Below are 26,181 nucleotides of genomic sequence, written 5' to 3' on the forward strand. Positions count from 1 at the left end.
AGGAGCGTGCTACGGCCGTGTTACAGCCCGCGTCACCCCGCATTACGCCCGCGGGAAGCGGACCTCAGCACGGCGCCGGGCGGCCGGTGAAGTCGACGCAATCACCTGTGACGGCCACGCAACGGCGGTGCAATCTGCCGCTGCCAGGCTCTCGTCATGACGCTGCCCCCTGCTCCCCTTGGTCCTCCCGGTCCACCTGGTCCCCATGACCCCGATGGCACCGCGGACTTCGACAGCGCCCAGCGGATCATGACCCGGTTCACCGCACAGCTCACCACCCAGCTCGAAGGGCTGGGCCACCACGGCGTCCGCCGGGGCGGCCGGGACCGCCCGCCGACGCTCGTCGCCGTCGCCCACGGCAGCCGGGATCCCGAGGCGCTGCGCACCGTGAACGCCCTCCTGGACCGCGTCCGCGCGCTCCGCCCCGGGCTGCCCGTACGCCTCGGCCATATCGAGCTCAACCGGCCGCTGCTGGCCGACACACTGGCCGCGCTGCGCGGCGAGGCCGTGCTCGTCCCGCTGCTGCTGAGCCGCGGCTACCACATCAAACAGGACATCCCGGACGCCATCGCCGCCGCGTCCCACCTCACCGCCCGGATCGCCGCCCCGCTCGGCCCGGACCCGCTGCTCGCCGAGGCGCTGCACGCCCGGCTGGCGGAGGCGGGCCGCCGGGCGGAGGCGGGCGGACGCGCCGCGGCTCCGCACAGGACGGGCGGCGTCGTCCTCGCCGCGGCAGGCTCCCGCGACCCGGACGCGGCCGTCGACACGGCCCGTACCGCCGCCCTGCTCAGCGCCCGGCTCGGCGGGGTGCCCGTGCTGCCCGGCCACGCCTCCGGCTCCGGCCCGACCGTGCCCGAGGCCGTCCGCGCCCTGGCCGCGCTCGGCCACGAGCGGATCGCGGTCGCCTCCTACTTCACCGCGCCCGGCCGCTTCGCCACCCAGTGCGCGCACGCCGCCCCCGGCCTCGCGGCCGCCCCGCTCGGTGCCCATCCGGCGGTGGCGCGTCTCGTACTGCGCCGTTACGAACAGGCGCTGGCCTCTGCGCCCTTGTCACACCCGGCGGCTACCGTCGGTGTATGAGCCCCAGCGCACCACCTGAACCCGAGCCGGATCCGGCCGCCTCGGCCGGTGTCCCGTCGGCCGGTGCCCCCGAGGCCAGTGCCCCCGAGGCCAGTGCCCCCGAGGCCGAAGCCCGCCGCGTCCCCGGCTATGCCGCGGCGGACCTCGAGCGCTGGGCGCCCGAGCCGGACAAGCGGCCGGGCCGTACCGCCTTCCAGCGGGACCGGGCGCGGGTGCTGCACTCCGCCGCGCTGCGCAGACTGGCCGGGAAGACCCAGGTGGTGCCCGCCGCGCCGGCCGCCGACCCCGGACCGGCCGGGCGTGCCCCGGCCTTCGACGCCACGCCCCGCACCCGGCTGACCCACTCCCTGGAGTGCGCCCAGGTGGGCCGTGAGCTGGGGGCCGCCCTCGGCTGTGACCCGGATCTGGTGGAGATGGCCTGTCTCGCCCACGACCTCGGCCATCCGCCGTTCGGGCACAACGGCGAGCGGGTGCTCAACGAGATCGCCGAGCCCTGCGGCGGCTTCGAGGGAAACGCGCAGTCGCTGCGGCTGCTGGCCCGGCTGGAGCCGAAGCGGTTCGTGCCCGACCGGGTCACCGGCGAGCCGGTGAGCGTCGGGCTCAACCTCACCCGTGCCGCGCTGGACGCCGCCACCAAGTACCCCTGGCCGCGCGGCGGCCATCCGCACAGCCCTCGCTCCCCGAAGTTCGGGGTGTACGAGGACGACGTCCCGATCTTCGAGTGGTACCGGCAGGGCGCCCCCGAGGGCCGTACGACCTTCGAGACCCAGGTCATGGACTGGTCCGACGATGTCGCCTACTCCGTCCACGACGTCGAGGACGGGCTGCACGCGGGCCATCTGAACCCCGCGAGCCTGCTCGCCGAGCCCGAGCGCCGGGAGGTCTTCGCCGTCGCCGCCGACCGCTACGCCCCGGGGGCCGAGCCCGACGAGCTCGCCGAGGCGCTGGACCGGCTGCTGGACCAGGAGTGGTGGCCGCACGGCTACGACGGCTCGTCCGTCGCCCAGGCCCGCCTCAAGGACGCCACCAGTCAGCTCATCGGCCGCTTCTGCCTGGCCGCCGAGGGCGCCACCCGCGCGGCGTACGGCACGGGCCGCTTCACCCGCTACCACGCCGAGCTGGTCGTCCCCCGCGCCACCCGCCTGGAGTGCGCGGTCCTCAAGGCGGTCGCCGACCGGTATGTGATCCAGCGCGCCGACCAGGAGCTGGTCCGCGCCGATCAGCGCGTGGTCATCGCCGAGCTGGGCGAGGCCCTGATCGCCCGCGCCCCCGACGGCCTGGACCCCCAGTTCCGCGCGCTCTTCGACGCGGCCGGGGACGACCGGGGCCGGCTGCGGGCGATCGTCGACCAGATCGCCTCCCTGACCGACACCTCGGCCCGGGGGCTCCACGCCAGGCTCACCGGTTGAAGCCGCCCGCCGGATACGGCTTCCGCGCACACATACGGCCTACCGGCCCTTCCGGACGCACGCGCGGTGCGGGAGGCTCCCCTGTGACACGGCTTTCGACACAGCTTTCTCGGTACATCTTTCTCGGCACGGCTTTTAGGACGGCTTTCGGAGCGCACGACCTGACACGACCGGGGTAAGGCACTCATAGAGGATCTGCTCGGCACCGCTCGGCAGCGAGGAGGACACAAGTGGTGGACGCACACCAGACATTCGTCATCGTCGGAGGGGGCCTGGCCGGGGCGAAAGCCGCGGAAACCCTTCGATCGGAGGGTTTCACCGGGCGGGTGATCCTCATCGGTGACGAGCGCGACCACCCCTATGAACGGCCCCCGCTCTCCAAGGGCTTCCTCACCGGCAGCCAGGAGCGCGACAGCGTCTTCGTCCACGAGCCCGCCTGGTACGCCCAGGCCGATATCGAGCTCCACCTCGGCCTGCCCGCCGTTCACCTGGACCGCGCCGCCAAGGCCGTGACCCTGGGCGACGGCACCCGGGTCCACTACGACCGGCTGCTGCTGGCCACCGGCGCCGAGCCGCGCCGCCTCGACATCCCCGGCACCGATCTGGCCGGGGTCCACCATCTGCGCCGGCTCGCCCACGCCGAGCGGCTCAAGGGCGTCCTCACCACCCTCGGCCGGGACAACGGCCAGCTGGTCATCGCGGGCGCGGGCTGGATCGGTCTCGAGGTCGCGGCCGCCGCCCGTGGCTACGGCGCCGAGGTGACCATCGTCGAGCCCGAGCCCACCCCGCTGCACCCCGTCCTCGGCCCCGAGCTGGGCGCCCTCTTCGCCGACCTCCACGGCGAGCACGGCGTCCGCTTCCACTTCGGCGCCCGCCTTACCGAGATCACCGGCCAGGACGGCATGGTGCTGGCGGCCCTCACCGACGACGGCGAGGAGCACCCCGCCCACAGCGTGCTGGCCGCCATCGGCGCCGCCCCGCGCACCGCCCTCGCCGAGGCCGCCGGCCTCGAGGTGGTGGACCGCGCGGCGGGCGGCGGCATCGCGGTCGACGCCTCGCTGCGCACCAGCGACCCGGACATCTTCGCGGCGGGCGACGTGGCCTCCGCCCCGCTCGCGTTCCTCGAGGGCACCCCCGTACGGGCCGCGCTCCCGCCGAGCGCCCGGCTGCGCGTCGAGCACTGGGCCAACGCCCTGAACGGCGGCCCGGCGGCGGCCCGCGCCATGCTCGGCCAGGACGTCGCGTACGACCGGGTGCCGTACTTCTTCTCCGACCAGTACGACGTCGGCCTGGAGTACTCCGGCTACGCCCCGCCCGGCAGTTACGACCAGGTGCTGGTGCGCGGCGACGTCGGCAAGCGGCAGTTCATCGCCTTCTGGCTGAACGACGGACGCCTGCTCGCGGGCATGAACGTGAACGTCTGGGACGTCACCGAATCGATCCAACGGCTCATCCGCGGCGGCCGGCAGCTCGACCCGGCGGCCCTGGCCGACCCGGCCGTCCCGCTCACCTCGCTCCTCCCGTAGGCCCGTGGGCCCGTAAGCCCGTGGGCCCGTAGGCCGTCAGGTCCCCGGGAACACCGGGGTCCGGCAGGCGGCGGACGGCCGTGTCGGACCCCGGCCGTAGAATTCGGGCGTGGCAGGCAGGATCAACGATGACGACGTGAAGGCGGTACGGGCAGCGGTCCCGATCGACGCCGTCGTATCCGAATACCTCCAGCTGCGGAACGCGGGGGGTGGCAATCTCAAGGGCCTGTGCCCCTTCCACGACGAGAAGACCCCGTCCTTCCAGGTCAGCCCCAGCAAGGGGCTCTACTACTGCTTCGGCTGCCAGGAGGGCGGCGACACGGTCGACTTCATCATGAAGATCGACCACCTCTCCTTCGCCGAGACCATCGAGCGGCTGGCCTCCCAGTCCGGGATCACCCTGCGCTACGAGGAGGGGGGCTACACCCCCGGCCGCCAGCAGGGCGAGCGCACCCGGCTGGTCGAGGCCCACAAGGCGGCCGCGCAGTTCTACGTGGAGCAGCTGGAGCGCCCCGAGGCGGAGATCGGCCGCACCTTCCTCGCCCAGCGCGGCTTCGACCAGGCCGCGGCGCAGCACTTCGGCGTCGGCTACAGCCCGGCCGGCTGGGACCACCTCGTCCGCTACCTGCGCGGCCGCGGCTTCACCGACAAGGAGCTGATCGTCTCCGGGCTCGCCCAGGAGGGCCGCCGCGGTCCCATCGACCGCTTCCGGGGCCGGCTGATGTGGCCGATCCGGGACATCGCCGGTGAGGTCGTCGGCTTCGGCGCCCGGAAGCTGCGCGAGGACGACAACGGCCCGAAGTACCTCAACACCCCCGAGACCCCGCTCTACAAGAAGTCCCAGGTCCTCTACGGCATCGACCTCGCGAAGAAGGACATCGCCAAGTCCAGCCGCGCGGTGGTGGTCGAGGGCTATACGGACGTCATGGCCTGCCATCTCGCCGGGGTCACCACCGCCATCGCCACCTGCGGCACCTCCTTCGGCGGCGACCACATCAAGATCCTCCGACGGCTGCTGATGGACAACTCGGGCGCGGAGGTCGTCTTCACCTTCGACGGCGACGCGGCCGGGCAGAAGGCGGCCCTGCGCGCCTTCGAGGACGACCAGCGGTTCGCCGCCGAGACCTCCATCGCGATCACGCCCGACGGGATGGACCCGTGCGAACTCCGTCTGGCCCGTGGCGACGAGGCCGTGGCGGACCTGGTCGAGAGCCGCACGCCGCTGTTCGCGTTCGCGCTGAAATCGATCGTCTCCCGCTACAACCTGGACACCGAGGAGGGTCGTATCGCCGCGGTCGACGAGGCGGTGCCGGTCGTCGCGGCGATCAAGAACCCCGGGCTGCGGGACCGCTATGCGATCCGGCTGATCGGGATGGTCGGCATCGCCACCCAGGCGGAGGAGCAGTCGATCATCCGCCGGGTGCGCGGGCTGGCCCGCAGCAGGCAGAACGGCGGCCCGGGCGGCCCCGAGCACGGCGGCCGCGGCGATCAGCGGGGCGGCGGCGGTCCGGGCGGGGCCCGGTACGGAGGCCGGGGTGACCAGCGCGGCGGCGGCCCTGGCGGTCCTGGCGGGCCCGGAGGCCCGCACGGGGGTCCTGGCGCCGCGGGTGCGCCGCCGGTCCCGCGGGGTCCGGCCCTGAATCTGCGCAGCCCCGCCCATCGCGTCGAGCGCGAGCTGCTCAAGCTGGCGCTGCAACACCCCCATCTGGTCTCCCCGGCCTTCGACGCCTACGGCATCGACGAGTTCACCGCCCCGCCGTACGCGGCGGTGCGCCGCGCCATCGAGGACGCGGGCGGCGCGGCCGCCGCGGACGACGACTATCTCGCCCGGGTGCGGGAGGCGGCGCCCGACGACACGGTCCGGGCGATGGTCACCGAGCTCGCGGTCGAGCCGCCGCACACCCGCCGCGACCCGGACGAGGCGTACGCGGGAGTGCAGTTGGTGGCCGTCCGGCTGGCCGCGGTGAACCACCGCGTGGCCGAGGTGCGCGGCGCCCTCCAGCGCCTGGGGCAGCACGCGGACCCGGCCCACCTCGCCGCCGTGCAGAACGAGCTGTGGGTGCTGCAGCAGTACGGCCAGTCCCTCCGGGACCGGGGCGCGGCGGCGCTGTAGGACGAGCGGGCGCTCAGGGCGGGCGGCTCAGGGCGGGCGGCTCTTGGCGGCGGAGGCGGCCGGGGGCGGCCGGGGGCGGCGAGGGCCGGTGGACGGGTTCCGGCCAGCACGTTCGTGGTTCGGCGGACGGGCCCGGCGGCTCGCTGTAGTCGCCGGGTAGTCGTACGGTCACGGGCCGCTGAGCAAAAAGTGTCCGCACGCCCCTCGTGGCGGGCCTGCGTCGTACTCCACACTGGGATGCGGTGCCTGAGTCCTCGGAGCGCGGCGGTATTGGCCGGGTAGGGCCGGAATCCCCCGCAGAGTCGCTCAAGATCTACGGGACGGACGGCGGCGCGGCCGCCGAGCCGTACCCGATCGTTCTGCCCCCTCAGCAGCGATCACCCTGGAGGTCGCCCCCGTGCAGACCCAGACCCTCACCGACGCGGCCCTCGTGGCGCACCCCCTGTCCCCCCACTCGCCCCGCGCCACAGCGGTAGCGCCGGCCGTGCCCGAGGACTCGGCGGACCTCGCCCCGGAAGGCGCACCGGATACCGGCCAGGACGCCGCACCGGACCCCGTGGCCGACGACCTCGTCCCCGACACCGTCCCGGCCCCCGCGCCCGACGGCGCCGCCCCCGAAGCGGAACCCGCCGAGCCCGTAGAGCCCGCCGAGCCCACCGAGCCTGTCGACTCGGTCGAGGCCGTGGAGCCCGTCGAACCGATCGAGCCGCCCGCCCGAGCCGACACCAGCGGCCCCTCCGCCGACCTCTTCCGGCAGTACCTCCGCGAGATCGGGCGGATACCACTGCTCTCCGCGGTCGAGGAGGTCGAGCTGGCCCGCCGGGTCGAGGCGGGCCTCTTCGCCGAGGAGAAGCTCGGCAACGCCCCCGACCTCGACACCCAACTCGCCCTGGATCTGGACCGGTTGGTGGTCCTGGGCCGGATGGCCAAGCGCCGGCTGATCGAGGCCAACCTCCGCCTCGTCGTCTCCGTCGCCAAGCGCTATGTCGGCCGCGGCCTGACCATGCTCGACCTGGTCCAGGAGGGCAACCTCGGCCTGATCCGCGCGGTCGAGAAGTTCGACTACGCCCGCGGCTACAAGTTCTCGACGTACGCCACCTGGTGGATCCGCCAGGCCATGTCCCGCGCCCTGGCCGACCAGGCCCGGACGATCCGGGTCCCGGTGCATGTCGTCGAGCTGATCAACCGGGTGGTCCGGGTCCAGCGCCGGATGCTCCAGGAGCGCGGCTACGAACCCACCCCCGAGGAGGTCGCCGCCCATCTCGACCTCCTCCCGGAGCGGGTGAGCGAGGTGCTGCGGCTGGCCCAGGAGCCGGTGTCGCTGCACGCGCCGGTGGGCGAGGAGGACGATGTCGCCCTCGGCGACCTCATCGAGGACGGCGACGCGGCCTCACCCGTGGAGTCCGCGGCCTTCCTGCTGCTCCGCGAGCACCTGGAGGCCGTGCTGTCGACGCTCGGCGAGCGCGAACGCAAGGTGGTGCAGTTGCGGTACGGACTGGCCGACGGCCGCCCCCGCACGCTGGAGGAAATCGGCCGGATCTTCGGGGTGACGCGGGAGCGGATCCGCCAGATCGAGTCGAAGACGCTCAACAAGCTCCGCGACCACGCCTTCGCCGATCAACTGCGGGGCTATCTGGACTAGCGCCGCCGACCCCGCCGAGGAGGGCCGGGCCGCCCCGAAACGCCGACGGGCCGGGCCTCACACGCCGTCGTACCCGCCGGCCTCGTACGCACCAACCTCGTACCCACCGGCTTCGTACCCACCGGCCGCCGCATGGCCCGCGGCCTCCTGATCGCCGGCTCCGGGCTCGAACGCTCCGGGTTCGAACGCCCCGGGGTGGATCTGCTCCCGTACCGCCACGTACTGCTGCCGCACCGACTGCCCCACCGGCAGGTCCTCACCCGGCTCGAAGACCTGGCTCGCCGCGGCCGGCCAGCGCGGCGGCTCGTGCGGCGAGTGGGTGCCGTGTGAGACGCCCAGCGCCCACGCGGCCTGCCGGGCCGCGCCCAGCGCGGCGTAGTCGGCGGGCTGGGGTACCACGACCTGCGCCTCCAGCAGCGCGGGCGCGATCGCGCGGACGGCCTGGAGGTCGGCCGCGGGCCCGAGCAGGAAGACGCGCCGCACCTGGACGCCGCGCCCGCGCAGCAGGTCCAGCGCGTCCGCGAGCCCGCACAGCATCCCCTCGAACGCGGCCCGCGCCAGATGCTCGGGCTTCATCGACTCGCGCCGCAGCCCGGTCAGCGTCCCGGCCGTATGCGGCAGGTGCGGGGTCCGCTCGCCCTCCAGATACGGCAGCAGCACCAGCCCGTACGAACCCGGGGTGGACTTCATCGCGAGCGCGGAGAGCCCCTCGAGATCCGTGCCGAGCAATTCCGCCGTACCGCGTAGCGCCCGTACCGCGTTGAGCGTATGCACCACCGGCAGATGCATGCCGGTCGCGTCTGCGTACGACAGGATCGTGCCGGTCGGATCGGCCAGCGCCTCATGGTGGACGGAGAAGACCGAGCCGGAGGCGCCCAGGGAGATCACCGCGTCGCCGACCCCGACCCCGAGCCCGAAGGCGGCGGCCATGGTCTCGCCCGTACCGGCGGAGATCAGCAGCCCCTCGGGGGTGTGCCCGGCGGCGTCGGCCGGGCCGATGACCTCCGGCAGCCGCACCTGGTGACCGAGGGCCAGCTGGACCAGGTCGGGGCGCCAGGATCCGTTCGCCGCCGACCAGTAGCCGCTGCTGGAGGCCGTACCGCGGTCGGTCGTACGCCGCACCGGCCGCCCCAGCAACTGCCACACCAGCCAGTCGTGCGGCTGCATCAGCTCGGCCACGCGGTGCGCCGCGTCCGGCTCGTTCCGCGCCAGCCAGCGCAGCTTGGCCACCGGCTGCGAGGCGGTCGGCACGGCGCCGACCGCCTGGGCCCACGCGGTGCGGCCGCCGAGCGCCTCGGTGAGATCGGCGGCCGCGGACTGGGCGCGCTTGTCGTTGCCCACCAGCGCGGGGCGCACCAGCACCCCGCCCGCGTCCAGCGCCAGCAGCCCGTGCTGCTGCGCCGAGACGCCGATGGCCTGGACCCCTTCGAGCAGCCCGCCCTCGGCGGCCTCGCCGAGGGACATCAGCCACGCCTGCGGGTCCACATCGCCGCTGCCGCCGACCGGATGCGGGGCGTACCCCTGTTTGATCACGGCACCCGTATCGGTGTCACAGACGACGATTCGTGTGCTCTCGGACGAACTGTCCAACCCGGCGACTATCCCCATGGATCAGATCATGCCACCGCCGGGTCTAGGTGTTGCTGGTGCCCCAGTCGTCCTCGCCCACCGCGCGGGGCTCGCGCTGCCCGATCTTCTCGCGCAGCGGCCGGACCTTGTCCAGCGCCCGCACGGCGGCATGCCGACCTCCTTGCGCGGCCGATTCGGCGGTATTGCGGACGGCCGGGTTCCGTGCGAACTTCTGCGCGCACGCGCGCAGCTGCTCGTACCGCTCGCGGCCGGCCCGCGTGCCCAGTACGTAACCCACAGCCATCCCGGTGATGAACGTCAGCCGGTAGCGCATCGACCTGCCCTTCTCGCTGTCCTTCACATCTGGACCCCGGGTCGTGCCGCACGTCTACCCGCCCGCGCCGCAGATCACCCACGATCACCTAGAAGATCATCCCTGGATCGGCCGGGGAGCGCCCGAGGGCGGACGCGGCGAACCGATTGGCGGAGCACCCCCCTGCTTGCGCTAATGTATGTGTCGCAGCGAGCGCACGCCGTCCGGGAGATCCGGGCGGGGTCACGGTCGCGGCACACGGAGCAATCCCCTGTAGCTCAATTGGCAGAGCAGCCGGCTGTTAACCGGCAGGTTACTGGTTCGAGTCCAGTCGGGGGAGCTCGGTCCCCTGTAGCTCAATTGGCAGAGCATTCGGCTGTTAACCGGAGGGTTACTGGTTCGAGTCCAGTCGGGGGAGCAGGGAGGAGGACCCCTTGCGGGGTCCTTTTTCATTTCCGGCCCCCTCCGGACGTGATCTACGTCATGATCGCAGCCAGGGGGCCTCCCAGCATCGGCCCTCCGAAGCAGCAGATCGTATGAGCGGCTATGCTGCGGCAGACGGCGCGCACAGATGTGTACGACGCGCCGTTACGGGGCGGTAGCTCAGCCGGTTAGAGCAGCGGACTCATAATCCGTCGGCCGTGGGTTCGAGTCCCACCCGCCCCACCAGGGCACTACGCGGGCAGACCCATCCTGACCTGCGCAGACATAGGAACGGGAGTCGCCGCGCTGACGCGGGGACTCCCGTTCATCCGTTCAGACCAAGATCCAGGGGACACGTAGCGGACACGGAGCCGGTTCAGTGGGCCGAGCTGCCTTCCGACGTCCCTTCGGTGGGGCCAAGCCGTAGGGGTGTGAATGGGGGATAGCCAGGTCACGATCAAGCTCACGAGTGACGAGGCACTGGTGCCGTCGCGGAGCACGGCGAAGAGGACGTCGGCCCGGCGTCGGTCTCGCGAACAGCTCGCGGAGCTTGGGCTCGGTGGTGGGCAGGCGCTTGTCGACGTCGAGGCCGAGGAAGACGTCGATGCCGCCGGTGTCGATCACGTGCAGGCCCCTCCATCACGCTTCGTCCGGCCTGCCAGGGCACCGAGCTGCCACATCCACGTTACGGAGAGCGCACATCCCGCAGCGTTGAACTGACAGCACGAGGCCCTCAGCCCCGCCGCTTTGTCGTTCATCGCGCCGACATGCTCACCGGCCGCAGTGCGAACCCGGTGATGACGCCTTCCATGTAGCCGGTTCCGGCCCCGATGCCCAGGACGGCCCATACGGACAGGTCAGGATGGGCCACCAGCACCAAGAGAATCGTGCTCAGACCGACCGCGGTCCCGACGAACGATGCGATCAAGGAGATGTTTACCCACGGCGTCAGCCGATCCACGGTCGCACCGATGAGACGCAACATCACATAGCCGGCCAGGACTATGGCGATTTCTTGGCCGGTATTCGCTCGGGGCCCTGCGATGACAGCGGCGACAATCCCGGCGCCGCAGATGATGACCGTTGTAACGGTGGCGAGCCGAGCAGCCGAAACAAGAGGCAGGCTATTGACAGCCAGTCCAACGGCAAAGGCGCCGAGGGCGGCAACGCTCACAGCGATCAACATGCCCGGCCACCAGGAATGAACAAACGGATCAGTCAGCGTCATCGCCGACAACCCGAGCATCACACCGACGATCTCGATACGCGGACGGTTCGTCATCCTCGGTCACCCCCGATCGGTCCGCGATCTCCGCTGCCCGCTACCGCTTCCACTCCCACATCGCTGACCACGCCCGCCTGCCCGAACTCCTCGTCCTGACCGAGACCGTCGAGAAGCGGCGCCCGCTGCCGCATAGAAAATCAGTAGTCGCGGTTACGTGGGTAGTACCCGTATTCTCCCATCCTTTTGGCAGAGTCTTCAAGGGATTTACGAATGGCGAGCCTTGCCGCATCTTTGGGGTGTAGTTGTGCCTCCGCCTCCAACTGCTGCTGCCGCTGGGCGGCCTGTTGCTCTCTCTCTTCCTGACGACGCGCTGCCCGTTCCGCTGTCCACTTCTGCTCGAACTTCGCTTGTTCTGCTTTTTCTGCTTCTGTGAGGTGCGATGGATCGAAAGACGCTGCCGCCATGAGCCAAGACGTGCAGGAATCGGAAGATGCAAACTTCAGGACTTGCGCTGGAGAGCGACCGTGGACGCGCCGCCGCAGGACCCACTTGACCACGTCAGCTTCGCATCCGGGAGCGAGTCGTCCATTGGCGACCAGAAATTTCGCTTCAGCCAAAAGTGCCGCACGAAGCCTTCGCTTCAGGCGCCGGAAAAGCCACCAGCGATACATCACTTCACGAACCCCCTTGAGTGCCTCCGAGCCTGGATCCACTGCTATGCGTCCCTGGGCGGGGATCATGATGGAGCCACCGGGCCGGGACCCCTCCCGCGCGGCGATGGGAAGTCCCATCATGCCGCTTCGCTGCGGTCAGCCGCTCTTCCTCGGCCGAGGCGAACCGGTGCCCTGTTGGCCACGGTGATGTGGTCGATCCATCGGCTGCTCGAGGAGCCTCGGCGGGCTCCGACTGGGGCCGCCCGGCGTGCCGGCGCCCGCGGTCCAGGCCGGGGTGGGACGTGGCGGCGAGCCACCCCGGGCGGGTCTCATCGGATGTACTTCGCCGGCTTGGTGGCGGCGTTGAGCAGATACTCCAGGGGGCCGCGGCGGAAGAAGCGGGACCAGATCGCGGCGAACACGATCGCCCCGAGGACGAACATGAGCAGGGGCACCCAGGACTGCTGGGTGCCGGTCCCGGCGGGCGTGGACAGCAAGGACTGTGCTGCGAAGTGGCCGACGTAGGCCGTCAGGGACATGCTGCCCACGGCGATGACCGGTTTCGCCAGGCGGCGCAGTCGCGGCAGTCGGTCCATCGCCACCGTCGCGCCCACGATCACGAGGATCGCGACGCCGACGCTGCCGATGATGTCGAACGTGGTGCCGCTGTGCGGCCCGGCCGTCAGGAGCAACGACGCCGGCGTATCGGGGAACGACCCGCTGTCGGGGGGCACCGAACCGGAGCCGCCGGACGACGGCCCGTCTTCCGCGAGGCTCCGCAACGCGCCCTTGCCGGCGAGCAGCAAGGACAGGCCGTACGCGGTCACGGTGAGGGCGGCGCCGAGCGCGGCCAGGCGCCGCTGGACGGTCGCCGCGGACAGGTCGAGGCGGGCCAGCGCCATGCCCGCGATCACGAACGGTATCCAGGTGATCGTCGGGTAGAAGCCCGTGAACAGCAGATCGAGCACTCCCACGTCGCTGAGCCGGTGGAGCGGGTCGTAGGCGTTGACGCTCTGCTGGACCGATTCGGTCAGCAGCGAGCTCAGGGCGAAGGCCAGTTGGGGCGTGACGAGGGCGAGGGCGGCCGCGGTGATCGCGAGTGTCCTGGCGGGCAGTCGCACCAGGGGCAGGGCGAGGAGGAAGTAGACGCCGTAGAAGGCGAGGATGATCACTCCCCCGTAGACCATCGCCATCGCGGTGCCCAGCGCCAGCAGGATCACGGCGCGGATCGCGATCCGGGCTTTCGCCTGTCGGCCGGCCGGGCCGGTCTTCGGCTCCCGGCGGCCGGCGAGCAGCATCAGTGAGAACCCGGCGAGGGTGGCGAACACGACCGACGAGTGACCCTCCGCCAGGTACCGGACCCAGCCGGCGACGCCGTCCGTGGCCGACAGCGGGGGACCGATGTGCACGACGTACATGCCGAACACCGCCAGCGCGCGGGCCAGGTCCACCCCGACGAGGCGTCCCATCGAGGGACCGGGCGAGGCGGACACGGCGGACTCGGGCGGGGTTCGGGGCTGCGGAGGCGAGTTCTCCCGCGGAGTGGACGTCTCCCGCAGCGGACGCATCTTTGGCATACGGAGAATCTCGCGTGGACGTCAGGGGGCGGACCATCCGGCAGTCTTCGGTGTCGGCCCCGCCGATCGGCGGGTACCACCCTGCCGACCGGCGGAGTCTCGTCCCGACCGGTCCGGCGCGACCGGACGGCTGTCTTCTCCAGCCACTTGGCGGGGGTGGACCCGACGGTTGCCGGATGGGCGCGGGGCACCGGGCTTCGAGGCTGGAGGCATGACACACCGTGCGCGGCACTCGGCCTGACGCCGACGGCCGGCGCCTTTCTGTCCTGTTCGTCGTCCGTCCTGAGGTCTTCGAAGCGTTGGTGCACACCCTCGCCACGAGCACAGCAGGACTCGTCCACGCGGAGCTGGCCCGCGAGACCACCGTGCTGGTGGTGGCCCACCGCCTGTCGACGGTGACGGGCGCCCACCGGGTCGTCGTGATGGACGCCGGCCGGGTTCGGTCGGTGGGCACCCATGAGGAACTGGTGGGCCAGGACCGGCTGTACGCGCGGCCGGCGGCCACTCAGCTCCTGACCCCCGCCCGATGACCGACCACACGCAGGGTTGTCCGGTCGTCCACTGCCCCATTCCCGGCCGGAGCCCGAGCGGGTCTCGCGAGCCGACACGACCCGACACGACACGACAGAACGGCAGGAGACCCCGGTCGGTCAGTCCGCACCGAGCGGAATCCGCAGCCGCACCCGGTAGCCGCCCTCCGCGGTCGGGCCCGACTCCAGGGAGCCGTGCAGAATGTCGGCCCGCTCCCGCAGACCGACCAGGCCCTGCTGCGAACCGGGCAGGGACAGGGAGGGGCGCGTGGGCGCGGTGTTGGTGACGGTCACTCCGACGTCGTCGCCGTCCTGCCACAGTTCGACGCGGGCCGCGGCGCCGGGGGCGTGCTTGCGTACGTTGGTCAGCGCCTCCTGGACAGTGCGGTAGACGGCCCGTTGCGCCGGCGTGCCCACGGAGGGCGGAAGCTCACCTGTCAGCCGTGTGTGAGTGCCGCTGGATTCCACGAGTTTGTGCAGGTCGGCCAGGGTGGGCTGCGGAGTCGGCTCGGTGGCGCGGCCGCCGGAGGCGCGCAGCAGCGTGACCATGGTGCGCAGCTCGTCGAGTGTGGTGACGCTCAGCGAACGGATGGTCCGGGCGGCCTCTTTCGCGTCCGTGTCCTTGGTGGCGACCTGCAGGGCTCCGGCCCGTACGGCGATCAGACTGACCTGGTGGGAGACGACATCGTGCATCTCGCGGGCCAGTTGGGCGCGTTCGCGGGCGAGCACGGCCTGGGCGTGCAGTGCCCGCTCGTGCTCCCTGGCGTCCTCGATCTCGGCCAGCCGCCGCGTCAGGTCCCGTTGCGCCTGGAGAAGCTGGCCGAAGAGGACCGGGGCGGCGGCGGTCGCCAGGCCGTAGACGAAGATGACCAGCGTCATGGTCCGGTCGACCTCGGCCAGGGGCCACGGAGTGCTGCTCGCGATGGCGGACAGGGCGACGCACACCGCGAGGAGACGGCGGTTGCGGGAGCGTTCGGCCAGCGTGAACAGAGCCATGAGCACAGCGAGGGCGATGTCCTGCATCAGCGCGATGGGCAGGGTGAGCAGGACGACGGCGAGCGGGAACCTGCGCCGGAAGGCCAACGCGGCGCAGCCGACCGCGGCCAGCGCGACACCGAGGCGCGTGTGCTCCCACATGTTCAGCCATACGTCCACGGCCGCCACCGCCACGAGGACGAGGTCGATGACCGGCGCGGGAACACGCTGCCACACGGCGCGTGCACGGCTCATCGTCCGGCCTCCGACCGCGGGCGCTCGTCGAGCAGTCCGGCCCGCTGCGCGAGCAGCGCGGCCTGTACCCGGCTGGCCACCCGGAGCTTCGTGAGGATCGCGCTGACGTGGTCCTTGACCGTGCCGGCACCCAGGTGGACGCGCGCCCCGATGTCGGCGTTCGACAGCCCCTCCGCCACCAGGACGAGCACATCGCGCTCGCGGGCGGTGAGCAGCCGGACGCGGGCCGCCTCCTCGTCGACGGCCGCCTCGATGCCGGGGTGGCTGTGCAGCAGGGTCCGCGACGCCTTGGGGGACAGCACCACACCGCCCGCGGCCAGGGTGCGCACCAGGTGGGCGAGCTGCTCCGGTTCGGTGTCCTTGAGCAGGAAACCGGCCGCGCCGCAGTGCAACGTGGTCAGGATGTACTCGTCGGCGTCGAACGTCGTCAGCATCGCCACCACCGGCGGATCCGGCATCGCGCGCAGCTCGCGCAGGACGGTGAGCCCGTCGACGTCCGGCATCCGGATGTCCAGCAGCACCACGTCGGGTCGCTCCCGACGGACGGTGTCCACCGCGTCACCGCCGCTCGCGGTCGCGACGACCTCGATGTCCTCGGCCGCGCCCAGAATGAGTTCGAAGCCCGAGCGGATCAGTGCCTCGTCGTCCACCACCACTACCCGTATCACGCGCGCTCCGCCTCACCTTCACCCATGCCGCCCGGCCCATACCGCCTCGACCCTAAAGCCCCCGAGAGCCCCGGCGGCCCGGCGAGCGGCAGCTCCAGCCACACGGCGGGGTATCACCCTCCAGTCGGCAGGGACACCGCAGCCTTCTGCCGGATACTCCATGAGCGGCCCGGTCTCCAGCCTGAGTGGCATGACACATCACCCAGACTCCCCGCTGCTCCCGGCCGACGCAGCGTCCCCCGCACGCGAGCGCGGTGAGCCCTCGACCGGTGCGCCCGGCGTGGGCCGGCTGATCGGTGTGGACCTGGCCCGCGGCCTCGCCGTCTTCGGTATGTACGCGGTCCATGTGGGCCCGGCCCCGAGCCAAGGCGGTGTCATCGGCTACCTGATGGAGCTGGCGCAAGGCCGCTCCTCCGCCCTGTTCGCCGTCCTGGCCGGCTTCGCGGTCGCCCTCATCACCGGGCGCCGCACGCCGAAGACCGGCCCGGTCGGCCGCCAGGCCGTCGCCAAGGTCGTCATCCGGGCCGTAGCCCTGCTGGCCCTCGGCACCGCCCTGACCATGACCGGCACCCCGGTCGTCCCGATCCTCGCCTTCTACGGACTGTTCTTCCTGCTCGTGCTGCCGCTGTACCGGTTGGGCGCCAGGCCGCTGGCGATGATCGCAGCGGCCTGGGCCCTGGTGGGCCCGCAGCTGCTGTACCTGCTGAGGCCGGTGGTCGGCGGCCGCTCGTTCCCCACCGTCGGCCAGGCCGACGGTATCGTCTCGCTGTTCTTCACGGGCGGCTATCCGGCCCTGACCTGGGTCCCGTTCGTCATCGCCGGTATGGCTGTCGCCCGCCTCGACCTGGCCGCCACGGCTGTCCGGATACGCCTCGCCCTCACCGGCGTCGCCCTTGCCGTCACCGGCTATGGCGGCTCCTGGCTGGCGCTGCGCCTCGTGCCCGGTGCCGCCGCGGATGTCCGGGAGGCCGAAGGGGGAGTGGGCATGTCGTCCGCATCGCCCGGCAGCGATGGCATCTTCGGCGACACCCCCGCCGGGATGCTGGTCGCCTCCCCGCACAGCGAGGCGACCCTGTCCCTCGTGGGCAACACCGGTGTGGCGATCCTGGTGATCACCGTGTGCCTGGCCGCCATGGACGCCTTCCCCCGGCTGCGCCGCCTGGCCAAGCCCGTCATCGCGGTCGGCTCGATGTCACTGACGGCGTACGTCTATCACATCGTCGCCATCTGGCTCCTGGGCACCGAGGAAGCGACCGTTCCGTCCCTGTACATCATGCTCGGCTTCATCGCGTCCGTAACTGTCCTCGCCACCGTCTGGTCCCGCTTCTTCCAGCGGGGGCCGCTCGAATGGCTGATGGGCAGGGCCACCGCGATCGCCCGGCGCATTCGATGAGAATCCGTCGGCCGATCATCCGTTCAGACCAAGATCCAGGGACCCAGCTCCGCCGCTATCCGCGCTGCTCGTGACGCCGCCACTCGCGACCACCATCGCGAGAGATCCATAGCCCTTCGCCCTTCACCAGGTCGTACGTCGCCGTCGTCGCGTCCGCGTGTTCCGCGTGCTCGGCGACCGTATGGCCGTCGGGGCCGACGATGCGCCAGGCGGTGGCGGCCGGCCCCTCGTCGTCCTCGACGTTGCCCGCGTCGTACGTCAGGAGCAGTGAGCCGTCGTTCGCACAGGCCACGTCGGTGGGTGCGCCGGCCGCCTCGATGACATCGGCGGGGCGCGGCCGAGGGTCTTCGATGACGCGCCTGTACCTCGCCTCGCGGTCCCCGGAGCCCCCGTCACCGGAGCCACCCGGGCCGCAGGCGGCCAGCGCCAGCGCCGCACTCGCCGCAGCCATGCGTCCGGCCGTCCGCCTCCCGCGTTTCCTCAGCCACGCCATCGCCACATCCTCACAGATGAGGTGGCGGCCCCCTTGGCGGGAGCCTTGAGGGAAAGGGCGAAGCGCGTCCAGAATAGACGTATGTATAGGGAGGTTGAGGCTGTGTCGGCAGTGGCCGGACGCTTCGGATGGGGCGCGGGGCCCGATGAGTGACGCACCACTGCGGGGCGCCCTGCGGCTTCCGGACGGCTGCTGGGTTCGGGGGCGCGGTCTGCGGCATCCGCGGCCGGAGGGGCCGCTGCCCGGGTTCGGGCTGTATCTGGGGTCCACCCGGTTGCGCCAGCGGCACGACGGGGAGCTGGAGTGGGAGCGCGCGTGGGTCGAGTGGCCCGATTTTCGGCTGCCCCGTGACCGCGACCTGGCCGTGCGGCGGATTCGCGCGCTGCACCAGCGGGCCCGGACGGGCCCGCCCGTCGAGGTCGCCTGCGGGGGTGGCGTCGGCCGGACCGGGACCGTCATCGCCTGCCTGGCCGTCCTGGCGGGGGTGGCCCCTGCCGACGCTGTCACCTGGGCGCGCGCCCACCATCACCCCCGGGCCGTCGAGACGCCTTGGCAGCGGCGTTGGGTGGCTCGGTTTCCGGCCGGCTGACGACTCTGCTGCTGAATTGGCTGCAGGGGTGTGGGGTGACGGTCGTTCCAACTCACAGAGCCGCAGTACCTGGCTGTGCTCTCGTGGCGCCACGGCATGGTCAGCCGCGCGAGCACAGGGGGGCCGGTGCGTACCTCGGCGGGGCCGGTCCCTACAGGTGGCAACTAGGCTGCGCCGCAGGGCGTCCTTCCCCTCGACGGTGAACTGGCGGTGGGACAGGAGCTGTTGTGGGTTACGTGTTTGCGGTGTTGGCGGTGCTGTGTTTCGTGGGCGCGCTGCGGAGCAACGTACGAATGCGGGAGTTACGACAGCACGGGATCCGCACCAGCGGCGTCGTCGTCGGACAGGTGCACGTGAAGAGTGACGCCAGCAGCCACGGGGACGGCCACTGGGTCCCCGTCATCGCCTTCACCGACATGCGCGGGCGACAGGTGGAGTTCAAACCCCGCGTGACCGGCGGCGGGCTGGGACTGCCGACCGGGCAGCATGTGCCCGTGGTGTACCTGCCGGACAAACCGAAGTCGGCCTGTGTGGACACACGGCGGCACATGATGGCGTCCGTGCGGTTCTGGCTGCTCGTGGGAGTGATCGAGGCGTTCGTGGCCGTGCTCATCCTGGTGCAGCCGTGACCAGGAGCACGAGTCGCCGGCCGCGGCGTCCCGACCGCGCTGGACAGCGGCCATGGCGTCCTTGGCGATGCGTTCCCATGGACCACCGACCCGCTAAGCAAACCCCGCTCCACCCGGCTGGAACGCCTCAGCCGGCGAGCTGGTAGCTGAGGCGCTCGAGTCGGCTGGTGCTGGGCTTGCGTAGTGGGTCGGTGGTCCACCAGGCGTCGAGTCTGACGATGTTGAGGGCCGTTGCGGAGAAGGCGTGCTGGAGGGTGACTTTCGGCAGGCCGCGGTAGCGGGCCCGGCGGATGCCGGTGACGTCGAGGGCCTGGTTGACGGTTCCCTCGATGCCCGCGCGGAGGGCGTACTTGGTTCTCCAGGACTTGGTGTGCTGCTCGGCGCAGGCCGCGGTGGTGCGTTCGTGGAGTTCACGCGGCCGCAGGGTGAGCATGCGGGTGCCGCGGACGGAGGTGGTGCATGCGGTCCGGGAGGGGCAGGGACGGCAGTCGGCGCGGGCGAAGTCGATCACGATGGCGTCGCGGCCGTGCTGGGTGACCGGGTACCAGCCGGCACTGGTGGCGCCCTGGGGGCAGCGGACCTGACGGGCCTTCCAGTCGATGCGGAACGCGCTCTTGTCGAAGCCCTCGGCGGCCTTGGCCTGGGGCGAGTGGTCGACCAATAGCGGAGTGACCATGCTGATGCCCCGGCCTGCCGCTTCCACGACCAGGTCGACGGAGGGGTATCCGGAGTCGAGGTAGTGCTCGCCCGGGGCGACCTGCCGCTCGGCCAGGTTCTGCTGGATGGGCACGGTGGCCTTGACGTCGGGAACCGTCGCCGTGGTGGTGTGCACATCGGTGATCAGTCGCGGCACGCCGACTTCGGCTTCGGCTTGAATGTCGCAGGTCTCGGTGAGGTGGACCTTGTAGCCCATCCAGAACACCTCGTCGCCCTTGGCCGACCAGCGGGCATCGGGGTCGTAGGGGGAGGCCAGGCGGATATGGCCGGGCGGGACGCCCTCGTCGTCTGCGTCCCGCTTCTTGATCACCTCCCGTCCCCGGGCATCGGCACGGATGGTGAAGTTCTGCACCAGTACCTGCCGCAACAGGGCCACCGCCTCGATCTCGCGGACCCACACCGGGGCGGTGTCGGACCAGGCGGCCCGGCACAAGGCCAGCGCGTCCTGGCCGAAGACCTGCGCGAGCCGGTCCCGCTTGGTCTTCGAGCGCGGCATCGTCCAGCCCTCGATGCGCGGCCCGTAGCGTTCGGCGAACTCGGCGACGTCGATCACCCCGGCCAGCCAGGACGGCGCCGCGACGGCCAGAGCCTCCAGAGCGGCCCGCACGCTCTCCCCTGCCAGTTCGGTGCGGTTCAGGTCGCAGACCGCGCTGATCACGTGGGTGGAGTCGGTGCGCTGTTTGCCACCGGCCTTGATCAGCCCGGCTTCACGGCAGTGCCCGACAAGCCTGTCGAAAAGCGTCCGTTCCAGGCCGTGCCCGACCAGCCGGGCACGGAACTTCGACAGCGCGGAGAAGTCGAAGCCGGCATCGGACAGCTCCGTGCCCAGCGCGTACTTCCATGACAGACGGTCCCGCGACGCGTCCGCAGCCTGCCGGTCGGTGAGGTTCTCGGTGAACTGCAGCACCGTCACTAGAGCGAGCACGGCAGAGGACTGGGCGGGAGCCCCACGGCCGGGAAACGCATCGGCGAACAACGCGTCGTTGAACACCTCGCCAAGGTGATCACGCAGGCGCATAGGCAGGCTGCCGCCAGGGAAAGCGGCGCGGGCCGTCCTCGCAGTCTGTTCAGGAACGGGCGGCAACCCCATCGGCCGCATGGACACCACACCAACCCCCTGCGGTCAGGGCAGACAGGACGACCACACCGACGATCACGCCGAACTGCCCCGCACCCCGGCCGCCAATTCAGCAACAGAGTCGCTGACGTAGAGGCAGAAGCCCCGGACGTCGCAGCGCGGACCGGCTGTCTCCCGGGATGCCGGACCGGCATCGGCCTGGCGCCGTGCGCGGAGAAGTCAGTTCGCGTGCGGGGCGCGGAGAAGTCAGTTCGCGTGCGGGCGACCGTCTCGGACCCATGTCACCACGACCAGAGCCGCGGTGACGTACATCAGGACGCTGAAGGTGGCTACGGATTCGACGTACTGCTCGTAGCCGTCCGCGCGCAACTGGAGCGCGAGGGAACCAAGCGCGGTCCCAAGCGCCGCGGTAGCGGCGGACATGGCGACGAACGGGGCCTTCGTCATGGTGTTTCCTCCGAGCCACGAGACGACTGATCAATGCCGAGACTACATGTATGGCGATTCCGCATCTGTCGATGAATCCGCGAGGCTCGTGATCCGGCCGGAATGACGAAGCGTCACAGGTTCCTCTCAATGCCCGTGGCGTTTCGGTAACTTGGGGTTCGAGTCGCGCTACGGTGAGGAACCGCATGCATGTCTGGAGGGGGGAGGCGCATGGTGGACGACGTGGCAGGCCAGGTGGTGGCGGGGATCCTGCAGGCGGCCGGGACCGACGCGTGGGCGGCGATGCGTGACCGGATCGCCCGGCTGCTGGGTCGCGGAGACGCCGGGCGGGAGCGGGCGGAGCTGGAGCGCCTCGACCGGACGACGTCGGACCTGGAAGACCCCGAGCTGAGCGAGGAAGAGCGGACACTGCTCCGCCAGACCTGGCAGGTCCGCCTCCGGAGGTTCCTGGAAGGTCTCGACGAAAGTGAGCGCGCGCGAGTGGTCGCCGAACTCCGTGCGCTGGTGGAGCCGTACGGCGAACCCGCACAGCGCGACGGCGGCCTGGTCCAGAACAACACCTTCAGCGGGCCCACCGCCGTTCAGACCGGCACCGGCAACCAGCAGACGAACTACTTCGGGTCAGGGGCATGACCGGGGGCGGACGCACGGGCGGGGTGTCCGGCAACGACTTCCGTGGGCACGGCGGCGCGCAGGGCGGTTCCCACAACACCCAGATCAACTTCTTCGGAGGACCACCGCGAGGCGGACCACCGCGCGGCGGCCGACAGCGGGTGCTGATCGCCGTGGTCGCGCTGTGCGTGCTGGGCCTGGTCGGCGCGGTCGCTTGGGTTGTGGCCAGTTCTGGGGACAACGGCTCCGAGGAATCCTCAGGCCCTTCTCCCCGCGAGTCGCCGAGTCTGTCGCCGAGTCTGTCACCGTCGTCCCAGGCGGCTGAGGGTGCGGAGGCCCCGGCGCCCTCGGTGTCGCTGTCATCACCAGCCGGCACCATCCAGTGGCGGGGGACGGTGCGGATCGCCGAACACGGACCGAGGCTCGACAAGGTTCCGCCGAAGATCGACGCGGGCTCCGGCGACGTCGATCTGGGTCTGGTCAACCCGCCACGGCTCACCACGTGGCAGCCTGACCTCGCCGTGTGGTCGGAGCGGGGAATGCCCACCAGGCAGGAGTGCTCCGAGCTCGTGGCCGCCCAGGGTGTGCGGCGGGTCGAGGCCAAGGTCGGAGCGGTGGTGTGTGTGAACACGATGGAGGGCCGTACGGCCGTGCTCACCATCACCTCGATCAGCAACAGCTTCAACACCGGCGTCACGGCCGAGGCGACCGTGTGGTCCCAGGCCGACGGCTAGCCAGTCGGTACCTGCGAGGACACGAGAGCGGGGGCCGCCGCGGCGGCCCCCGCTCATCCCTTCGGTTCAATGGTGCGTGCGGTCAGCCCTTCACCGCGCCGGAGAGCATGCCGGAGATGAAGTGCCGCTGCAGGAAGACGTACGAGGCGACCACCGGCACGGCGACGATGATGGACGCGGCCGCCAGCACGGAGTACTGGGTGGTGTGCTCGCTCTGGAAGAAGGCCAGGCCGAGCGGCGCGGTGCGCTTGCTCTCGTCGGTGATCATTACCAGCGGGAGCAGGAACTCGTTCCAGGTCCACATGAACACCAGCATCGCCATCGTCAGCAGCGCCGGACGGCTGGTGGGCACCAGAATCCGCCACAGCAGCCGCCAGTCGGACGCCCCGTCCAGGCGCGCCGCTTCGATGACGCTGACCGGCACCGAGCGGAAGAAGTTGCGCATCCAGAAGACGCCGAAGGCGAGGGACTGGGCGGTTTGCGGGAGGATCAGCGACCAGTAGGAGTCGGTGAGTCCGGTGTCGCGCAGGTTGAAGTACAGCGGGATGACGAATGCCTCGGGCGGCACCATCAGCCCGATGAGGGTGACGTAGAAGAGGACTGATCGGCCGGGGTAGTCGAAGTGTGCGAAGGAGAAGCCCGCCAGGATCGCCAGGACGGCCGTCAGGAGCACCACCGACACCGCCACCAGCAGGCTGGAGGTCAGATAGGTGGCGAAGTGGCCCTGGCGCCAGGCGGTGCCGAAGTTGCCGAAGTCCAGGTGGCGGGGCCAGGTGAAGGAGGGCCCGGACTCCGCGGCGGGGGTCAGCGCGGACGACACCACGCCGATCAGCGGCATCAGGGCCAGCGCGGCGAAGAGGGTGAGGATGGCGTAGTTGAGCGCCCGTTCGCGGCCGGAGATCACGTCTCGTCCTCCTGTGGCTGCACCTTGGTGATCAGGAAGGTGAGCAGGAGGATCACCGCGGTCAGGGTGACGGCGATGGCGCAGGCCGAGCCGACCTGGCCGGTGCCGAAGGCCCGGTTGTAGACCTCGTAGGCGGGCAGGCTGGTGGCGTTGCCCGGACCGCCGTGAGTGGCGACGTACACCAGGTCGAAGGTGCGCAGGGCGGCGATCACGGTGAGGGTGAGCGCGACGGTGATCTGCCCGCGCAGTCCGGGCAGGGTGACGGCGAAGAACTCCCGCACCGGGCCTGCCCCGTCCAGCTTCGCCGCCTCGTACAGCTCCGCCGGGATCTGCCCGATACCGGCGATGAACAACACCAGACACAGGCCGATCTCCAGCCAGGTGCCGATGAGTCCGACGGCGGGCAGGGCGGTGGAGAAGTCGCCGAGCCAGGGGCGGGCGACCGCCTCCAGGCCGATGGCGCGCAGCGCGGTGTTGAGCACGCCGTCGGGAGCGTAGATCGCCGTCCAGGCGGTGGCGGTCACGACCATGGCGACCACCTGCGGCAGGAAGATCATCGCGCGGAAGACGGAGACGCCGCGCAGCCGGCCGGCCCGCGTGGTGACCGCGGCGAGCACCAGGGCGAGCGCGATCGGGATGACGGAGAAGAACAGGATCAGGACGAAGGAGTGGAGGAATCCCGCGCGCAACTGCGGGTCGCGGGCGATCTCGGTGTAGTTGTCGAACCCCGCCCAGGTGGAGACGGAGATTCCGTCCCAGTGGAAGAGGGAGATCTGCACCAGCTGGCCGAGCGGGACCAGCAGGAAGACGGTGAGGACGATCAGGGCGGGAAGGGCGTAGAGGTAGCCCTTCCACTGGACGACGCGGCCGCGGCGCCGGACCGGCTCCCGGGTGGGGGCGCCGGGCGGGCCCTTGCGTGCCGTCGGGCGGTGTGCGGTGGCGGCCATGAGATGGGGGTCTACCTGCTGTTCTGGAAGGAGGAGTAGTCGGACTGGAGCCGGGTGGTGAACGCCTTGGGGGTGAGGTGTCCGGCGGTCAGCTCCTGGACGGCGGCGGTGAGGGTGTCGTAGAAGGTCGGGGTGGTGTAGTCGAGGTAGGGAAGCAGTCCGTCCTTCTCGCTCACGGCCTTCCACCGGGTGAGGATGTCCGCGTCGACGGTGCCGGGGGTCGGCTTGTAGTCGGCCGGGGGAAGGGCCGGCAGGTTGCCGTGGGTGGCGGCGGCCTTCATGCCGTTCTTGTTGACGAGGAAGTCGATGTACGCGCCGGCGACGTCCGGGTGCTTGGACTTGGAGGTCACGGACCACGCGAGGCCCTCGCCGCCCTGGGTGAGCGGGGGCTGCCCGGCGGCGGGGCTGAGCGCGGTGAAGCCGACGTTCTTCTTCATCTTCGGCGCGAGGGCGGCCGACTGCCAGGTGCCCTCCAGGAGGAACAGGGACGTGCCCCGGCCGAAGGAGGCGACGGCCTGGTCCTTGCTCTTGCCGTTGAAGCCGGAGCCCAGATACCCCTTGTCGGCCCAGCGGCGCAGCGTGGTCGCGGCCTTGAGGGTGCCGGAGTCCGTCCACTTGGCGTCGCCCTCGTCGAAGACGAGCTTGCGGACCTCGGGCTTGCCCGCGGCGAGGGCCTGGATGACGCCGAAGATGTGGATGCCGGGGCTCTTGTCGGAGTCGCCGTAGGAAAGGGGCTGCAGGCCCGACGCCTTGGCCTTGGCCAGGGCGGTCTCGAAGTCGGTGAGCGTGGTGGGCAGGGGCAGGCCGAGCGACTTCAGCTTGGCCTTGTTGTAGTAGACGCCGATGATCTCACCGGTCTGCGAGACGCCGTACAGATTGCCGGTCTCCCAGGTCTTGCCATCGGGGGTGAAGCGGTTGAGGTCGAGCAGCTGGGACGGGAAGGCGGAGTCCCAGCCGTAGGTTTTGGCGTAGCGGTCCACCGGCTGGAGCAGCCCGGCCTTCACGAAGGCGCCCATGTCGGGGTAGCCCTGGTTCGCCTGGACGACGTCGGGCGGGTTGGCGGAGGACAGCGCGAGTTTCAGGGTGGTCTTGAGGTCGGCGAAGGACCGGGAGACGCGCTTGATGGTGACGTTCGGGTACTTCTCCATGAACGCCTTGTTGAGGGCCTCGGTGGAGGCGTTGGCGCCCGGGTCGGTGTTCTGGTCCCACACGGTGAGGGTGACCTTCCCGGCTTTGGCGGGGTCGGTGGCGACCGGGCCGGCGGTCTTCGCGCTGGTGGCCGATCCGCCGCTCGGGCCGGGGGAGCAGGCCGCGACACCGGTCAGGACACCGGTGGCGAGCGCCGCCGCGGCTATGAGGCGCCGACGGGGGTGTCGTGGAGTTCTCTCGGCCATGGGGTGGTCCTCCTGGTGCTGAGGGTGCTGAGGGTGCTGGGGGTGCTGGGGGTACGGCCGCCCGGGGTTGGGGTGCGGTTGATGCTGGGGTGCGGTCGCCCGGGGCTGGGGCGGCGTCTGTCGGATGTGGCGGGGCGCGGTCGTCCGCCCCGGACCGGATCGCGGGGGCCAGGGGGCATCCGGCGGGCCACGCGGCGGAGCCGCATAGCGGTGCTTTCCCCTCCCCGCCCCTTCCCGTTACCAGGGGGCTTCGCCCCTGGACCCCCGGGGTTAAGGGGCGGAGCCC

General features: G+C 71.2%; 23 protein-coding genes, 3 tRNA genes and 1 pseudogene. 14 read left to right on the forward strand and 13 right to left on the reverse strand.

Going from position 1 to position 26,181, the window contains the following annotated elements; all coding sequences use genetic code 11:
- The first annotated feature begins 156 nt into the window (after positions 1 to 156).
- The 5 genes from ACZ6TD_RS31825 (at position 157) to ACZ6TD_RS31845 (ending at position 7,770) form a co-directional block, all read left to right on the forward strand.
- Positions 157 to 1,080: a sirohydrochlorin chelatase gene (locus tag ACZ6TD_RS31825; RefSeq protein ID WP_471343639.1), complete on the forward strand. Its 924-nt coding sequence runs from the start codon at positions 157 to 159 to the stop codon at positions 1,078 to 1,080.
- Positions 1,077 to 2,489 (forward strand): deoxyguanosinetriphosphate triphosphohydrolase, encoded by a 1,413-nt coding sequence (locus tag ACZ6TD_RS31830; RefSeq protein ID WP_471343641.1) that lies wholly within the window; start codon positions 1,077 to 1,079, stop codon positions 2,487 to 2,489. Before ACZ6TD_RS31825 ends, ACZ6TD_RS31830 begins: the two co-directional genes overlap by 4 nt.
- A gap of 230 nt (positions 2,490 to 2,719) precedes the next feature.
- A complete protein-coding gene (locus tag ACZ6TD_RS31835; RefSeq protein ID WP_471343644.1) occupies positions 2,720 to 4,015 on the forward strand; it encodes an NAD(P)/FAD-dependent oxidoreductase in 1,296 nt (431 codons plus the stop codon).
- Positions 4,016 to 4,124: 109 nt separating this feature from the next.
- On the forward strand, positions 4,125 to 6,128 hold the full coding sequence (gene dnaG, locus ACZ6TD_RS31840) for a DNA primase (protein ID WP_471343646.1): 2,004 nt from the start codon (positions 4,125 to 4,127) through the stop codon (positions 6,126 to 6,128).
- A gap of 397 nt (positions 6,129 to 6,525) precedes the next feature.
- Complete coding sequence (locus tag ACZ6TD_RS31845; protein WP_471343648.1) at positions 6,526 to 7,770, forward strand: RNA polymerase sigma factor; 1,245 nt, start codon at positions 6,526 to 6,528, stop codon at positions 7,768 to 7,770.
- A gap of 57 nt (positions 7,771 to 7,827) precedes the next feature.
- On the opposite strand, the gene ACZ6TD_RS31850 is transcribed toward ACZ6TD_RS31845, so the two are convergent.
- Complete coding sequence (locus ACZ6TD_RS31850; protein WP_471343649.1) at positions 7,828 to 9,378, reverse strand: FGGY family carbohydrate kinase; 1,551 nt, start codon at positions 9,376 to 9,378, stop codon at positions 7,828 to 7,830.
- A 25-nt stretch (positions 9,379 to 9,403) separates the two neighbouring features.
- The gene (locus tag ACZ6TD_RS31855) at positions 9,404 to 9,673 is read right to left on the reverse strand and encodes a YtxH domain-containing protein (RefSeq protein ID WP_137980718.1); all 270 of its coding nucleotides are present in this window, start codon (positions 9,671 to 9,673) and stop codon (positions 9,404 to 9,406) included.
- A gap of 246 nt (positions 9,674 to 9,919) precedes the next feature.
- On the opposite strand from ACZ6TD_RS31855, the gene ACZ6TD_RS31860 reads away from it, so the two are divergent.
- From ACZ6TD_RS31860 to ACZ6TD_RS31870, 3 genes are all read left to right on the forward strand, one after another.
- Positions 9,920 to 9,992: transfer RNA gene (locus ACZ6TD_RS31860), tRNA-Asn, on the forward strand.
- A gap of 5 nt (positions 9,993 to 9,997) precedes the next feature.
- Positions 9,998 to 10,070 (forward strand) — tRNA-Asn (locus tag ACZ6TD_RS31865).
- Positions 10,071 to 10,244: 174 nt separating this feature from the next.
- Positions 10,245 to 10,321: transfer RNA gene (locus tag ACZ6TD_RS31870), tRNA-Ile, on the forward strand.
- Positions 10,322 to 10,829: 508 nt separating this feature from the next.
- On the opposite strand, the gene ACZ6TD_RS31875 is transcribed toward ACZ6TD_RS31870, so the two are convergent.
- From ACZ6TD_RS31875 to ACZ6TD_RS31885, 3 genes are all read right to left on the reverse strand, one after another.
- Entirely contained in the window at positions 10,830 to 11,357 is a 528-nt protein-coding gene (locus tag ACZ6TD_RS31875) for a hypothetical protein (RefSeq protein ID WP_471343651.1), read from the reverse strand.
- A 140-nt stretch (positions 11,358 to 11,497) separates the two neighbouring features.
- Positions 11,498 to 12,040, reverse strand: coding sequence for a hypothetical protein (locus tag ACZ6TD_RS31880; RefSeq protein ID WP_471343652.1), 543 nt, complete (start codon positions 12,038 to 12,040; stop codon positions 11,498 to 11,500).
- A gap of 242 nt (positions 12,041 to 12,282) precedes the next feature.
- Positions 12,283 to 13,422 (reverse strand): DUF418 domain-containing protein, encoded by a 1,140-nt coding sequence (locus ACZ6TD_RS31885; protein WP_471358214.1) that lies wholly within the window; start codon positions 13,420 to 13,422, stop codon positions 12,283 to 12,285.
- Between the two features lie 449 nt (positions 13,423 to 13,871).
- Between ACZ6TD_RS31885 and ACZ6TD_RS31890 the strand changes: the two are divergent.
- Positions 13,872 to 14,060, forward strand: a pseudogene (locus ACZ6TD_RS31890) (ABC transporter ATP-binding protein); the annotation flags it as partial.
- A gap of 120 nt (positions 14,061 to 14,180) precedes the next feature.
- Here ACZ6TD_RS31890 and ACZ6TD_RS31895 read toward each other — a convergent pair.
- Both ACZ6TD_RS31895 and ACZ6TD_RS31900 read right to left on the reverse strand, forming a co-directional pair.
- Positions 14,181 to 15,290, reverse strand: coding sequence for a sensor histidine kinase (locus tag ACZ6TD_RS31895; RefSeq protein ID WP_471343653.1), 1,110 nt, complete (start codon positions 15,288 to 15,290; stop codon positions 14,181 to 14,183).
- The gene (locus tag ACZ6TD_RS31900; RefSeq protein ID WP_471343654.1) at positions 15,287 to 15,958 is read right to left on the reverse strand and encodes a response regulator; all 672 of its coding nucleotides are present in this window, start codon (positions 15,956 to 15,958) and stop codon (positions 15,287 to 15,289) included. The genes ACZ6TD_RS31895 and ACZ6TD_RS31900 overlap by 4 nt, the downstream gene beginning before the upstream one ends.
- A gap of 190 nt (positions 15,959 to 16,148) precedes the next feature.
- Between ACZ6TD_RS31900 and ACZ6TD_RS31905 the strand changes: the two genes are divergently transcribed.
- Complete coding sequence (locus tag ACZ6TD_RS31905; protein WP_471343657.1) at positions 16,149 to 17,351, forward strand: DUF418 domain-containing protein; 1,203 nt, start codon at positions 16,149 to 16,151, stop codon at positions 17,349 to 17,351.
- Positions 17,352 to 17,406: 55 nt separating this feature from the next.
- On the opposite strand, the gene ACZ6TD_RS31910 is transcribed toward ACZ6TD_RS31905, so the two are convergent.
- Positions 17,407 to 17,802, reverse strand: a complete 396-nt coding sequence (locus tag ACZ6TD_RS31910) for a hypothetical protein (protein WP_471343660.1) — start codon at positions 17,800 to 17,802, stop codon at positions 17,407 to 17,409.
- Positions 17,803 to 17,989: 187 nt separating this feature from the next.
- Between ACZ6TD_RS31910 and ACZ6TD_RS31915 the strand changes: the two genes are divergently transcribed.
- Entirely contained in the window at positions 17,990 to 18,433 is a 444-nt protein-coding gene (locus ACZ6TD_RS31915) for a phosphatase domain-containing protein (RefSeq protein ID WP_471343661.1), read from the forward strand.
- Between the two features lie 227 nt (positions 18,434 to 18,660).
- On the forward strand, positions 18,661 to 19,062 hold the full coding sequence (locus ACZ6TD_RS31920) for a DUF3592 domain-containing protein (protein ID WP_471343664.1): 402 nt from the start codon (positions 18,661 to 18,663) through the stop codon (positions 19,060 to 19,062).
- A gap of 127 nt (positions 19,063 to 19,189) precedes the next feature.
- On the opposite strand, the gene ACZ6TD_RS31925 is transcribed toward ACZ6TD_RS31920, so the two are convergent.
- Together ACZ6TD_RS31925 and ACZ6TD_RS31930 are read right to left on the reverse strand one after the other, a co-directional pair.
- Positions 19,190 to 20,797, reverse strand: coding sequence for an IS1182 family transposase (locus ACZ6TD_RS31925; protein WP_471343665.1), 1,608 nt, complete (start codon positions 20,795 to 20,797; stop codon positions 19,190 to 19,192).
- A gap of 306 nt (positions 20,798 to 21,103) precedes the next feature.
- Positions 21,104 to 21,304, reverse strand: a complete 201-nt coding sequence (locus tag ACZ6TD_RS31930; protein ID WP_191063288.1) for an SCO3870 family protein — start codon at positions 21,302 to 21,304, stop codon at positions 21,104 to 21,106.
- A gap of 210 nt (positions 21,305 to 21,514) precedes the next feature.
- Between ACZ6TD_RS31930 and ACZ6TD_RS31935 the strand changes: the two genes are divergently transcribed.
- Positions 21,515 to 21,937 (forward strand): hypothetical protein, encoded by a 423-nt coding sequence (locus ACZ6TD_RS31935; protein WP_471343667.1) that lies wholly within the window; start codon positions 21,515 to 21,517, stop codon positions 21,935 to 21,937.
- On the forward strand, positions 21,934 to 22,650 hold the full coding sequence (locus ACZ6TD_RS31940; RefSeq protein WP_471343670.1) for a hypothetical protein: 717 nt from the start codon (positions 21,934 to 21,936) through the stop codon (positions 22,648 to 22,650). The genes ACZ6TD_RS31935 and ACZ6TD_RS31940 overlap by 4 nt, the downstream gene beginning before the upstream one ends.
- An 82-nt stretch (positions 22,651 to 22,732) precedes the next feature.
- Here the strand turns inward: ACZ6TD_RS31940 and ACZ6TD_RS31945 are convergent, their stop codons facing one another.
- From ACZ6TD_RS31945 to ACZ6TD_RS31955, 3 genes are read right to left on the reverse strand one after another with little or no spacing between them, the layout of a single operon-like run.
- Complete coding sequence (locus tag ACZ6TD_RS31945; protein ID WP_471343673.1) at positions 22,733 to 23,554, reverse strand: carbohydrate ABC transporter permease; 822 nt, start codon at positions 23,552 to 23,554, stop codon at positions 22,733 to 22,735.
- Positions 23,551 to 24,501 (reverse strand): carbohydrate ABC transporter permease, encoded by a 951-nt coding sequence (locus tag ACZ6TD_RS31950; protein WP_471343676.1) that lies wholly within the window; start codon positions 24,499 to 24,501, stop codon positions 23,551 to 23,553. Before ACZ6TD_RS31950 ends, ACZ6TD_RS31945 begins: the two co-directional genes overlap by 4 nt.
- Positions 24,502 to 24,512: 11 nt before the next feature.
- Positions 24,513 to 25,895, reverse strand: a complete 1,383-nt coding sequence (locus ACZ6TD_RS31955; RefSeq protein WP_471343678.1) for an extracellular solute-binding protein — start codon at positions 25,893 to 25,895, stop codon at positions 24,513 to 24,515.
- Between the last annotated feature and the right edge of the window lie 286 nt (positions 25,896 to 26,181).

The sequence above is a fragment of the Streptomyces yongxingensis genome, assembly GCF_055597465.1.

Coding starts and splice junctions, on each gene's coding strand:
- ACZ6TD_RS31950 (WP_471343676.1), bottom strand. CDS start 24,501: ATGGCCGCCACCGCACACCGCCCGACGGCACGCAAGGGCCCGCCCGGC.
- ACZ6TD_RS31895 (WP_471343653.1), bottom strand. CDS start 15,290: ATGAGCCGTGCACGCGCCGTGTGGCAGCGTGTTCCCGCGCCGGTCATC.
- ACZ6TD_RS31925 (WP_471343665.1), bottom strand. CDS start 20,797: ATGCGCCTGCGTGATCACCTTGGCGAGGTGTTCAACGACGCGTTGTTC.
- ACZ6TD_RS31850 (WP_471343649.1), bottom strand. CDS start 9,378: ATGGGGATAGTCGCCGGGTTGGACAGTTCGTCCGAGAGCACACGAATC.
- ACZ6TD_RS31940 (WP_471343670.1), top strand. CDS start 21,934: ATGACCGGGGGCGGACGCACGGGCGGGGTGTCCGGCAACGACTTCCGT.
- ACZ6TD_RS31825 (WP_471343639.1), top strand. CDS start 157: ATGACGCTGCCCCCTGCTCCCCTTGGTCCTCCCGGTCCACCTGGTCCC.
- ACZ6TD_RS31880 (WP_471343652.1), bottom strand. CDS start 12,040: ATGATCCCCGCCCAGGGACGCATAGCAGTGGATCCAGGCTCGGAGGCA.
- ACZ6TD_RS31935 (WP_471343667.1), top strand. CDS start 21,515: ATGGTGGACGACGTGGCAGGCCAGGTGGTGGCGGGGATCCTGCAGGCG.
- ACZ6TD_RS31885 (WP_471358214.1), bottom strand. CDS start 13,422: ATGGGACGCCTCGTCGGGGTGGACCTGGCCCGCGCGCTGGCGGTGTTC.
- ACZ6TD_RS31830 (WP_471343641.1), top strand. CDS start 1,077: ATGAGCCCCAGCGCACCACCTGAACCCGAGCCGGATCCGGCCGCCTCG.
- ACZ6TD_RS31910 (WP_471343660.1), bottom strand. CDS start 17,802: ATGGCTGCGGCGAGTGCGGCGCTGGCGCTGGCCGCCTGCGGCCCGGGT.
- ACZ6TD_RS31855 (WP_137980718.1), bottom strand. CDS start 9,673: ATGCGCTACCGGCTGACGTTCATCACCGGGATGGCTGTGGGTTACGTA.
- ACZ6TD_RS31915 (WP_471343661.1), top strand. CDS start 17,990: ATGAGTGACGCACCACTGCGGGGCGCCCTGCGGCTTCCGGACGGCTGC.
- ACZ6TD_RS31930 (WP_191063288.1), bottom strand. CDS start 21,304: ATGACGAAGGCCCCGTTCGTCGCCATGTCCGCCGCTACCGCGGCGCTT.
- ACZ6TD_RS31955 (WP_471343678.1), bottom strand. CDS start 25,895: ATGGCCGAGAGAACTCCACGACACCCCCGTCGGCGCCTCATAGCCGCG.
- ACZ6TD_RS31875 (WP_471343651.1), bottom strand. CDS start 11,357: ATGACGAACCGTCCGCGTATCGAGATCGTCGGTGTGATGCTCGGGTTG.
- ACZ6TD_RS31905 (WP_471343657.1), top strand. CDS start 16,149: ATGACACATCACCCAGACTCCCCGCTGCTCCCGGCCGACGCAGCGTCC.